Annotated in this window: 13 protein-coding genes; 1 reads left to right on the forward strand and 12 read right to left on the reverse strand. The window is 56.7% G+C overall.

Annotated features, from left to right (window positions below; translation table 11 throughout):
• Positions 1–6 precede the first annotated feature (6 nt).
• The 12 genes from EO174_RS11395 to EO174_RS11450 form a co-directional block, all read right to left on the reverse strand.
• Positions 7–1,164, reverse strand: a complete 1,158-nt coding sequence (locus EO174_RS11395; protein WP_074059631.1) for a TraU family protein — start codon at positions 1,162–1,164, stop codon at positions 7–9.
• Positions 1,161–2,480 (reverse strand): TrbC family F-type conjugative pilus assembly protein, encoded by a 1,320-nt coding sequence (locus EO174_RS11400; RefSeq protein WP_005990034.1) that lies wholly within the window; start codon positions 2,478–2,480, stop codon positions 1,161–1,163. The genes EO174_RS11395 and EO174_RS11400 overlap by 4 nt, the downstream gene beginning before the upstream one ends.
• Positions 2,474–2,995: a S26 family signal peptidase gene (locus EO174_RS11405; RefSeq protein WP_031424457.1), complete on the reverse strand. Its 522-nt coding sequence runs from the start codon at positions 2,993–2,995 to the stop codon at positions 2,474–2,476. The genes EO174_RS11400 and EO174_RS11405 overlap by 7 nt, the downstream gene beginning before the upstream one ends.
• Positions 2,992–3,288 carry a hypothetical protein gene (locus EO174_RS11410; protein ID WP_005989453.1) on the reverse strand — a complete coding sequence of 99 codons (297 nt, stop codon included), beginning with the start codon at positions 3,286–3,288 and terminating at the stop codon, positions 2,992–2,994. Before EO174_RS11410 ends, EO174_RS11405 begins: the two co-directional genes overlap by 4 nt.
• A 15-nt stretch (positions 3,289–3,303) precedes the next feature.
• Positions 3,304–5,688, reverse strand: coding sequence for a type IV secretion system protein TraC (gene traC, locus EO174_RS11415; RefSeq protein WP_046932294.1), 2,385 nt, complete (start codon positions 5,686–5,688; stop codon positions 3,304–3,306).
• A gap of 66 nt (positions 5,689–5,754) precedes the next feature.
• Positions 5,755–6,123 carry a TraA family conjugative transfer protein gene (traA, locus tag EO174_RS11420; protein ID WP_005989457.1) on the reverse strand — a complete coding sequence of 123 codons (369 nt, stop codon included), beginning with the start codon at positions 6,121–6,123 and terminating at the stop codon, positions 5,755–5,757.
• An 18-nt stretch (positions 6,124–6,141) separates the two neighbouring features.
• Complete coding sequence (locus EO174_RS11425) at positions 6,142–6,831, reverse strand: TraV family lipoprotein (protein ID WP_005989459.1); 690 nt, start codon at positions 6,829–6,831, stop codon at positions 6,142–6,144.
• 72 nt (positions 6,832–6,903) lie between these two features.
• Positions 6,904–8,193: a TraB/VirB10 family protein gene (locus tag EO174_RS11430; RefSeq protein ID WP_005989461.1), complete on the reverse strand. Its 1,290-nt coding sequence runs from the start codon at positions 8,191–8,193 to the stop codon at positions 6,904–6,906.
• Between the two features lie 9 nt (positions 8,194–8,202).
• On the reverse strand, positions 8,203–9,240 hold the full coding sequence (locus tag EO174_RS11435; RefSeq protein ID WP_031424465.1) for a type-F conjugative transfer system secretin TraK: 1,038 nt from the start codon (positions 9,238–9,240) through the stop codon (positions 8,203–8,205).
• 16 nt (positions 9,241–9,256) lie between these two features.
• A complete protein-coding gene (locus tag EO174_RS11440; RefSeq protein WP_005989466.1) occupies positions 9,257–9,868 on the reverse strand; it encodes a TraE/TraK family type IV conjugative transfer system protein in 612 nt (203 codons plus the stop codon).
• On the reverse strand, positions 9,865–10,152 hold the full coding sequence (traL, locus tag EO174_RS11445) for a type IV conjugative transfer system protein TraL (RefSeq protein ID WP_050812845.1): 288 nt from the start codon (positions 10,150–10,152) through the stop codon (positions 9,865–9,867). Before traL ends, EO174_RS11440 begins: the two co-directional genes overlap by 4 nt.
• A 249-nt stretch (positions 10,153–10,401) precedes the next feature.
• Positions 10,402–10,905 carry a hypothetical protein gene (locus EO174_RS11450; protein WP_126936943.1) on the reverse strand — a complete coding sequence of 168 codons (504 nt, stop codon included), beginning with the start codon at positions 10,903–10,905 and terminating at the stop codon, positions 10,402–10,404.
• Positions 10,906–11,101: 196 nt separating this feature from the next.
• Between EO174_RS11450 and EO174_RS11455 the strand changes: the two genes are divergently transcribed.
• Positions 11,102–11,287, forward strand: a complete 186-nt coding sequence (locus EO174_RS11455) for a hypothetical protein (RefSeq protein WP_005989475.1) — start codon at positions 11,102–11,104, stop codon at positions 11,285–11,287.
• Positions 11,288–11,317: the final 30 nt, after the last annotated feature.

Consider the following 11,317-nt stretch of genomic DNA (forward strand, 5'->3'; position numbering starts at 1 on the left):
TCGCTATTACCAGAATGTAAAACAGCATTCACTATATGAAGATGATAGATAAATATAATCTTCTCCCGTGTAAGGAACATTCCGCCATTCTCCCCACCGAAATGGACTAGCTCCTATCCAATGATTATTCTTAGTTTCACGTAATGGATAGAACGTCTGCAGCCGATACCCTTGTTTGGGTAGAGTGAAGTAAAAACGGGCAGCACACACCGATCCGTTTCCATAGCGCTTCTTTGCCAAACCCCGACGGTGCATCTGCGCCCAAACACGGGTCGCAAGGAGTGAGGTCTCACGAGGTGCGCTTGCCTCGTAGCCTAGGTATCCCATGTGTGGATAAATTGCGCCCCACGAGCCAGCACACCAGAAGAGAAGCTCCGAGGGCTTACTGACCGTGCTGGTAACTGCATCAGCCATACAGGCCAGCTGCGCCACAGGATTAGCGAATAGCTTTGATTCAGGGTGGGTCAGATTTGCAAGCCTTTCCTTGGTCCAGACAGGATCGATCTCGCTCAACCACAGATAGTCCATGTCACCGCCACTGCCCGACGAACAAAGTGCCGACTGAATCCAGTCGCTGACATAGCCGTATGGCGATTTAAGCCAGTGGTAGTGGTAGAAGGTTTGGCCCAGGTTCTCGCTGGTAGCGTCAGAAGCCTTATTGGGGCCACCCCAGCGAATCATTTTCATTGCCGTTTGACCAGCGGTGACGTCTTGGCCGCCAGGCATTCCTTTCGCGCTGTCTTTCAACAAGGTAGTTCCGAACAATGGAGCGCAGTATGGCTTTCGGACCACTTCGGTTAAATGCGATGGCTCCCAATATCCCCATGTGATGCCGATCGCTGGATATCCAGACCTTCCCGGACAAAGACAGATAGGGGCAGCCGTTCCATTTGGAATCCGCCTTGAGTTGCCAGATCCAAAAATATCCGGAAGCATGTTGCCGACGCCACTCTCACCGTAGTTTGATGCACCGTCTGCCGGACCAAGATTAATACCCATGACACGTATCGGAAATATGCAACTCCAGCAAACATTATTGAAAAAGGCTGAACCCAAGAACTTGGAGTCCGGGCAGCCGAACTTTCCGTCCCCGCCATCTTGCGCTTGTGCAACACCGCCGAAAGCTGCCAGCATAAGTGCGCAGGCAATCAATAGTCCTTTCATTGCTTCACCTTTACGCTTTCAGCGGGAATTTCTTGCACAAGGATTTTTTTATCAACCACAGTGATTACTGTTGGAACGCGCTCTACGCGGAAGCGTTCTTTAACGTCACTAGTCAGCAAGAACGGCTGGTCCTTGAAGCGCTGTGTGAGTCGCCCTATAACATCCCAACCATTGCTGCGGTCTAGATCTGTCAGCATCGTGATTACGCCGGTCGAACGATATGCCGAGTTCACTGCCGCCGCGAAGTCGACCTGCTCGGGATCGTTCGCATCCACGATGACTATGACGTCGTCAAAAGCCATCAACTCGTCTTCAAGCGGGTTTACGTAGTCACCCTTTCTTGCGAGAAACGTGCCATCTGGAAGCGGAATGTCCTCGGTGACGTAGAAGCCTGGGTCAAGCTCACGGATACGAGGCACCGTGGTTTTCGGGAGAGGAATCATCGGAAGGTTTTGCCAGATGCGTGCCTTCGCGCGCTCAGCCATGGCCTTTGTGTCAGTTGCTTTTGCCTTCTCGATCATTGCTTGCATCATGTCGATTTCGCCGATAGCTGACGTCTGTCCGTGCTTGCCAAGATCGCCTCGGCGTCCGGCTTCTATCTCCGACTCGACCCATTCCGGATTCATCACCCCGGCAACCTTTGCGATAGGCTGGCCCTGCTCATTCATGACCACAAGAGTCGGCGCAACGGTTACATCGTTGTCCGTGAACGAGGGTGGATTGATCTCAATGTTCGGTACCACCGACCCCTCCTTCACTTCGCCCATCAGCTTGACGATGGCAAAGATCAGCGGCTCAAGCTTTTCGCCAGGGCGCGGTCCGCGCAGCGAGAGCACCATCGATTCCCGATACTTAAGTCCGTACTCCAGCGCCTGCCTTATAGCGGCGTCGCCCATGGACCAGGAGATATGAAGGCGGTAGCGAAACTTGGAAGCACCACTGCCCTGCTCCACCTCAAGCTTTTTGGATTCAGGCTTCAAACCGTACTTCACGGCCGCCGCATTCATAGCGTCAGCGTTGTAGCTTGTGGCCGCCTGCAGCAGCGACTTGAAGTAAGCCTCCTGCTCACGCTGAACCTGCAAAACCTTCTCGGTGGCCATCAACTCGTTTGCGTCGCCGACGTAGGCGGCACTGTTGTTGAGCACCTCGACCGATTGCGTCATCAGGTCGTGGGCAAAGGTGTCGGCGGGTTTGCCTTCGGCTGCTTTGGTGCCGATGTCCACAGCACTGGCATCTTGCTGGGCGTAAGCAGATAGAGACGAAAGCGGCGTAAACGCCGTAGCGAGAAGCAGAGATACAAGCTGGCGAACTACCATAGCGGCGTAGCGGTTCCATTGAGTGCGGATATGTCGACCAAACCGACATATCGGCTGTCGTACGTCTGTGGCAATGTGCCAAGCATCAGCACCTTGCCTTTGGGGACCACGAAACTTGCAAACGGCGCCTGACCTGCAGCAATCAGTCGCTCGACCTGCAGCGGGTGCATTGGTCCCCAGTACTCGCCGTTGATCCACACACCACGTGGATCAAGCTTGATTCGGTCGCCCGGCACGGCAGCCGCGAACTTGACCAGATTGCGGCCTAATAGTTTCTCGTCGCCAGTAAAGCGGTACTGATACAGAATCCCGCGCTTAACCTCTTCTGGCACCACCCTCGTTACCCAATAGACTGACCAAGGCAAGCATCGCGTCGCTTGGAGGTCAAAGCCGAGTGTATATGTGCTCTGGACGTAGGAAACGGCCACCATCGTCGAAATGGCCAGCACTGCAAACAGGTTTTTTACGAAGCGTGCAGACCACCGCGGACGCACAGGGGTCTGCACATAGCTCACGGCTTCGCCTCAATTTCAGCGGGTGAGGAGAACACCTGATTCTTCCTCAGCACCAGGTAGCCATTTTCAGTGAGCGTGGTCGCCGCATGCTCCGAACGCAGAAGTAGTTGCTCAAGGTCCTGTGTCGTCGCATTGGGCTTCAGGTTCTGCTGGATGAAGGTGGCTTCATCAACAACAGCAATTGGCGGTCGCACTGCGAGCTCACTCTTAATAACTGAGTGGCAGACGAAATAGTTTGCCGCACCGATTGCGAGCGGGTATATCAACAAAAAAAGGAGAAGTTTCTTGTCCATGGTAAATCCTTGGAGTTAGCTTGCCAGCCGCTGGCCCGCGTCCTTGACGTGGATGCCGCGGTCCCGCAGTACCGCATAGATGGCGTCCATTAGGTTCATTCCCTTGTCTCGATACGACTTGATCGCCATCACGTCCTGCGCTTTTGATGAGAACATCAATTTCTCCACATCAGAGACGACTAGGCGGCCAATGCCGATACCGAAAGCGTTGTTGATCAAGATTTCCGAGTAGTCACCGGGGACCGTGTGGACCGTCGCGAGTAGACGGAAGCCCACCTCACCCAGCTCCAAACGGCTTTCTTTCTTGACCTGCGCGATGGATTCCTTTTTCTGGCCAAGCAGCAACATGTGGGCCGAATTCTCGACCATCGCGATTGCGCCGGCGTTGACGTACAAGTCGTTAACTGACTGGGTGCAGATGCCCGCGCTACCGCCGAACTTTCGGATCTGACGGTAGAAAGTCTCGATGAACTTCTGGGTCTCGTTCGAAGCCAGCAAGGCAAACGCTTCGTCCACCAGTAGCAGCTTCGGCATGTCGCGCGGCAAACCATCCATCGCCTGCTGGATTTGGTTGAGCAACTGTAAGAGGACCACACGCTGCAAATGCATGCGGCCGGAAAGCTGCTGCAACTCAAGCACAACCATGCGGGCGTCCATCCGCAAATTGTTCACGCCATTGAAGTAGCGACCGAATTCTCCAGCCGACGTGAAGGAGAACAACTGGTGACCAATGTCGTTGAGGCGCTTGTCTTCCTCGGCGATCAATAGGTCCGCGATCATGTCAACCGTGGTTAACGTACCGCTCTTATCCCAGCAGCCCTTCAGTGTTCGCTTCAAGCCCGAGAGCTGGAAGTCACTCAAACCCTGGCCGGGGGCTGCCATAACGGTCAAGATTCCGCACAGGATGTCTGCTTCCTCCTCGTAGCTGCGGACCCCCGAGAACGGATTCATGCAGACGTTGGAGTTCGAATCAAACTCGATGTACTGGCCGTCCAGGAATTCGCAGATCTGCTTGTAAGAGAAGCCTTTGTCGATGATCCACGCCCGGCCACCCATACTGAGGAAGTTAGTCGTCAACGCGTTAGCGAGGAAAGATTTTCCCATGCCGGACTGGGCGCAGATCAGGAAGTTGTAGTTGCCGTCCGAGTCATACGGGGAGAAGGACATCAACTGACCGTCGCGGCCGAACAAGGTGAGCATCGGTGTCCCGGTGCCCGACCAGCTGGCAACCAGCGGCAGCATGGCCACGCAGTGCCGCGTCGGCATCAGCTTGTAGCGTCCAAGCGCATCTTCCATGTCGGCGCTTGCCGCGAACGGAAGCATCTGGAAGAACATCGGGCCGACCATGAATGCGTCGTCCTGCAGCGAAAAGCCGATCTCTTGGAAGGCGTTTTTCAGGTCGCTGGACGCTTGAATGAGGCTGTCGCTGTCCTGAGCAAATACTGCTGCTCCCACATACGCACGAATCATCCTGTCGCCGTCGTTGACCGCTTTTACCGCAATGTCGGAGGACTGTTTCTGCTTACCATAGTCGGGGATATATTTCGAGAGCGGACCGTCGGCGTTCTTGGTCGCCCAGGTGTTCTTGGCGAAGAGCTTGGCCCGTTCGTCGTCTGGATCAGGGTAGATTATGTTGACGGTGATCACCGTGGCTTCGCGCAACGCGCGGGTTCCACGCATGAGGTCACCGACGTACTTCATTGCCATACCCGGGTAGACGTCATCCGGGTAATGCTTCACGCTCATTACGCGGACCTGGGCGAACTCGCCTAGATGTAGCTTGTTGCGCTCAATGTCTACGCACGTGTCGAGGTCGAGCAACTGATCGCATAGGAGCTTGTCCTCGTCGTATTGCGACCAAGGCATGGCTCTCCAGGCGGCCTGCGGCGAATGATTGAGGATCGTTTCCATGACGCGCTTGTAGGACTTGGCGGTCATGGTCTCGGGCCTAAATCCCGCGGTCTTCAGGCCGGCCTTGATGCTGGACATCTGCTCGGTCAACCGGGCTAACTGTGCTTCGTTCGGTGGCGTCTTGCCATGCGGAACTTGCACCGTCACGTAAAGCTGCATGTTCCGCAGCTTGGCCTGGTGGGTCTTTGAGATCGGCTCGCCTGTTAGTGAGCGAAGGTATTCCACTCGTGCGCGAGCCAGCCCCTGCAAGGTCTCGTCCTTCTGATTCTGACGGAGCACCATGTATTGGTGGAGCTTGCCTTCCAGGTCGGGACTCGCATACAGCACGAACTGCATGAGAGACCCAGTTGGAAGTGCGGTGTTCAACAGAGAATTCATGCTCTGCTGCGTCACATCGCTGAAGCCGGTCAACGGATTGCAAATGAAGCCGAAGCCGAGTCTGTCCGGCGAGATGACGAAGATATCGTTGTCGCTGTCGAAGGCATTCATGACACCGAACACCTTCTCGCGAACTTCAGCTCGTTCTTGTGCTTTCACGTTGACCGGCCCCTTGACTTACAGTTGGAAACCGGCGGTGAACACGCCGTCGATAATGCCCGGGCCGAAGGCGAACGCGGCCGCGAACAAGATGCCGATCGCAAAAGCCCAGATGCTCTGCTTTGCCACGCCCATGATCATGCCGATCAGAAATGCGCTGACTGCGATGGTCTTTCCCAGCACCCCCTCCGTCCAGCCAAGCACCAGGTCGTACAGGTCCTGGAATTCCGCACCACCGGTGGCGGCACCACCGCTCGAGGCCAAAGCCTGACCGACGACTACGGCGGCCAGCAACAACAGCAGGCCGTTGTCCTTGACGAAAACGACTGCACGGCTTTCCGGCTTGCTGACAAAGGCAGCACCCGTGTCCAGATTGATATTGTTCATTGCATTCCTCTTAAAGATTTAGCGCGGTGGGTTGAATTTGTTGCTGGTGGTTCCTGTGACCGGCTCGTTCGACGCCACCTCGTCGTCCGCTGCCGCCGCCTGTCCCTTCAGAAGAGCAAACGTGTTGGATGCATCAGGCATGCGCTGCCCTACCCGCCACTTCCGCGGCTCAATTTCCGAATAGATGATTCCGCCCATGTGCAGATCTCCTTGCTCGTCCTCCCAGGGGGCGACGTAGATCCGCATGATCTTTGCCGACTCCCGGTAAGCCTCACCGTCCGGCAATTGAGGTGAGGCGCGTGTTCCGCGATTGAGGGCATCAGCCTGGCGCTGCGTGGGGACGATTGGGGACATCGGTCGTGCCAAGGACAGAGAGTCGTTCTTGCCGACCGACAATCCAGTCAGAACTGGATTGCAACAGCGGTCCGGCCCGACCGCGACTGCCTCAGCAACTGCCGGGGCTACCGGCTGCACCACAATCGTCTGCGGCGCCAGCTTGCCACCCTTCTTAACGCGCGGTTGTTCGTCTGCGTTTGACATGTCGTTGGTGGCTTCATAGACCTCCACCGGGTTCATGCAGCTAAAGCCATCCGGAGCGGGGCAAGCGAATTTGCCGCTGGAGCCGGTGGCGCACGCGTTTAGCATAAGGAGGCAGCTGGCCGCCGCTAGGCACTTCAGAGCGAGAAGCGGGTTTTTCATATTCAACATGGGTCCTCCTGACCTAATCAGGCTAAGTCGTCGGTGATGTAATGAACCCACGTATGAGTGGGTGAATAAGGCCTACTTTGCAGGGGTTCGCGCACGCAATGGCGGGAGTGAGATGCCACGTACCAACACCAGCGTTACCTCCCGGCCGGCATCGATCTCGATTACCGGGTGCATCTGATCAGCGAGATTCAGGTAGTACTCCGCAATGCGGTCAAGCGCCGTGCTGGCACCACCAAACGCACCGGATTGGGCAGCGTATGCGGAGTCGATACCATTGCCAGGCGCCACACCGCGAACGTTGCCGCTAAATGCTTGCGAGATACCATCAGCCACACCAGCCAAGCTAGCCTTGGCCAGCACAGCACCTTGCTTGCTTACCAGACGACCACGAACGCCGGCCTTACCGTCATTGCCTACAACCCAACCCTGCAGCTTCACGTCGATGACTGACCGGTCTGTGCGTATGCAGGAGAGGTTCTCGGCACGAAGCATTGCCCGTTCCGATGCAAGGTCACCATGACCTCCGGCAAGGATCATGCATTCGCGAAAGTCCGCGAGATAGCGATTGGGAAGGATCGATTCCTTCTTCACGCGAATCAGAACCGGCGTTGGCTCTTTCATGGCACCTTGACCGGTTGGGGCGTCGAGGCCCGTCAGCAGAACGCCCTGTATCATGGAGCCTGACGGCGTGTAGGTTTCGGCCTGGTTACCCGCTTCTTTCTCCTTCGCCGCTTTGGGTGGTGCATCGACCGTGCCAGCGCTGTCCGATCGTGGTGCGGTCAACGGCGCTGAAACGGGCACGCTCGTAAGTGAACTTGGCACTTGCGGAGCACCGATGGTGCGGATGCCGCCATAGGCCTGTGGTGCGGGCTGTCCAACTGGCGTGCCTGCACCTGGAGCACCCTGCCCCGCCGGACCAGCGCCTGCGGCTCCATTCGCTTGCTGCAGTTTCACCAGCTGCTCAACGACGTCACGGATCTCGGTGACTTCTTTGCGCAGAGCCTGTGTCGCCTCCTGGGCCTGGGAAGCGCCACTGTCGCCCTGGGCTTGGCTTTCGACCTGAGATTTCAGTTTGTCGATCATTTCCTTGTCGCGCGCACGATCACGACTCATCGCATCGATCTCGCGAGGCAGCGAGCTCAGGCCCATCTTCTTCGCCGAATCCCCACCAGGCAGTAGCGCGTTTTCGATTCGCGAGGCCGCAACTCGCTCCTTTCGTGGCTTGTCCGAGCCACCGGTCAAGATCACGATGAGCATGCACACCAGGATCAGGGATCCGAAGATGCCCACAGTGATGGCAATCTTCTTCTGCCCCGCAGGCATGCTTTCCCACTTCTGCTGCAGAACTCCGTTCTTCTTCATGTCTGTCCCTTAGTTACTCACACCAGTGCCCAGCAACGACGGACGCTGGTGACCTTCCGTCTCAACGTGCTGCCGTACCGCGACGTACAGTTCTGCGGATTGGCCTGGCCCCAATTTCTGGCTAGGCCAGGTGGCGGCGCCGATTACTGCCGGCGACTCGCACTTAGATTCGTCGACACTGATGGGCTTGTAGTTGCGATTGGTGATGCGCGAGACAATTACCACCATCGCATTGCCAGTAATGAGCTGCTGGGGAGCGATCTCTACGCCGGGGATATCGCAGGTTGGCATCTGCGCAGGTACGCGCTTGATGGCTTGGAAGCCGTAACCCTCCGGGACGCGACCGAGGGCGATCTCGCGGAAAGTCGACTTCACCACTTCGACGAATGGCTGATCCGACTCCCATCCCCGAGCCAGGTCGCCATTGGCCACTGAGTGGCCGGTATCGGTATTGGCGACGTAGCCTGCGACATTGACCTTGACGCTCACCGGACTGATTGCATCAGGAACCATGGTGATGGAGATCGCGTTGAACGGATCACCCTTTTCGTAAACCATCAATGCGATTTCATCTTGCAGCAGAGTCGACACATAGATCACACCACGCTCTGCTGAAATCGTCGCCACGCTTGTGGTCTTGATCTCCGGATCACGGAACGGGGTGATGATCCGGTTTACGTGCGAAAGTGCGATACCGAAAGCCTTGTTCTGACCGGACTGCACTTCGATCACCGGCGGCGGGGCCGGAAGCGTCTTACGCGGTCGTACCGGTATCTGATTTGCCGCGGCTTGAGCCTGCATTTCAACCTGCTGCAGCGCTCCTGGATTCAAGGGCCTATTGACTTGGCCTTGGGGAGCTGGCGAGGCCGGTAGCGTGCGTGGCTCAGGCGTCACACCCAGCGGACGCTCACCCGGCAGCGTGCTGGCAGTGGCTACAGCTGCGGCGCCAGGCTTCATGTCTTGCGGCGCTAGCACCTGTGCCTGGACCGCCGCGACGAACATGGCTGTAGCCACGCCCACGACGATTTGACGTATACAGATATTCATTGAGTACCTTCAGGGATCAGTTTTTGGACGCGGCGGCGACTTGCGCTTCGAGTTCTTTTTCTTTCGGCTGCGTCCACGGACCTTCGTAGGTCTTCAGACTGGACAGCTGCACGGAATAGTTGCGAACGGTCAGACCCAACTCGTAGGTGCGAACCATCTTTTGCTCGCTGTTTCGAGCGCCACGAATCCAGTAGTCGCCACTGACGATGACCTTCTTGATGCCGGGATGATAGAAAACCTCTTTCGGAGCGAACTGGATCGAAATCTGTTCGCCCTTGATCTGCTCAGCCTGTTCACTGACAGCTGCGATCATCTCGCGATGGGCTTCGGGGGCGACGTATCGCGCCACGTTGTCGGCCAGGAATGGAGCCGTCGTCGGGGTCACATTGCCCATCATGGTCGCAAGCGATAGGCCGAACGACTCCTTGAATGCAGCGTCGGCGTCGTTGGCCGTGACGCTGGCCTCGCCAATAAGACGAGGCGGAACCAGCACGACGGTCTTGTCCTTGGCGATCAGCGCGATACCCAGAAACAGGTTGCAGATGATCATCAGTACACTGAAGGCCAGAAGTAGATGGTTCTGCAGGTGGAGTCCATTCCACGTGCTGGTAAAGAGTCGCAGTTTCATGCGGGATAAACTCGCTTAATGAACGGGTTGATTGCGCAGCGGCCCTTGTAACTGATCATCCCGACCCAGTAGAGGGCGTGGTACATGAAGTGATCGGGGCGGCTGTCGCGATACTTCGTGAGCCAGCGGCTGGCGACGATGCCGAGAGTGATGCAGATCAGGGGACGATCGGTGATGATCCCCGCGCACATGAAGAAGCCGAAGGGAATCAGCTGGTCCAGGGTCCAGAACAGCAGCCGCTGGGGCGTGTTCAAATACCTCGGGAAGGGCATGATCTGGGACACGTCTGTCCTTTGCTGGGGAGTGGGGACAAGGTAGACGGCCCCGCATGTAACGAATCAGCGTTTGGATGTGCAAAAAAGGGGGTAATTGCGTGCCTTCGACGCAGGAGCCGCTCTGTACCAGCGCGCCGACAAGCACGCAGTCCATATTGGACGCGGTGTCCTGAAATGGTCATGCCGGACAGTGCGCTACAGCCGGCGGTGCAGCCATACGCGCAGGCAAAAAAAAGCCCGCGGATGCGGGCTTTCTCTTTACGTTGCTTGCGGCTCGAACTCACTGTTCCGTGTCTGGTAGACACCTCGCTCGTCGTCAACGAACTCATCACTGCTTTCGTCAACGGCCATTACGCCGTCGGCAATGTTATAGCGGTCACTCTCTGAGTAATCGAATGTCGGCATTCGACCCTGATACTCAGTCATGTAGTCCCAATAGTCTGGGGGCTCTACAAGCGGAGCATCTTCATCTTCATCGAAGAAAGGATCTTCCAGATGCTCGGCGATCACAACTGGAACCTCGGTCTGCTGAACCACCAGCGTCTCCTGCATTGAGGTGACTGGTTGTAGACCAAGCCTGTTTGCGTCAACAGGCCTCGGCAGCAGCACGGGCGTTGGTAAAGCCTGAGCAGCAGGCAGGACCGGTAGCGCTTCAGGCTCAGGGGGCCGTTTGGCCCGAAGGGCACCAATCGGATCCATGAGAGTGAAGACCACTATCAGGATAGGTAGGACAATTAAGCAAACTGCAGCATTTGAGATCATGGTCGCTCCACAATGGAAAAGGACCATGCGCCTTTGGGCGGATGGCCCAGAGGCTGGAAAAAAGGGGGAAGGAACCCCAGTCATCGTCTGCGTGGCAGATTCCCAGCAATCCTAAGTTCCCAACCTGCAGGAATCAAGCGCCCTAGGCGCCTGCCTATAGGCTGCGATATAGTGGAAACACCACAGGAGGTGCCAAATGGCATATGCGTTCATCATTCTGCTTGTTGCCGCCATCTTCTTGTATGTCGCATTTCGCAAGCCCGCCCCCGTCCAGGAGGATCCGATTGCCGACGACGATATGTCGAGGTTCAATCCAGTTCGGGCAACTTACGATGATTTGTACGCCAAGGCCTGGGGCGTCAAAAACGGCTTGGACGACTAATGAGCAAGGCCCCCTTCCGGGGGCCTTGTA

This window comes from Xanthomonas sp. BRIP62418, assembly GCF_003993495.1.
Taxonomy (GTDB): domain Bacteria; phylum Pseudomonadota; class Gammaproteobacteria; order Xanthomonadales; family Xanthomonadaceae; genus Xanthomonas; species Xanthomonas euroxanthea.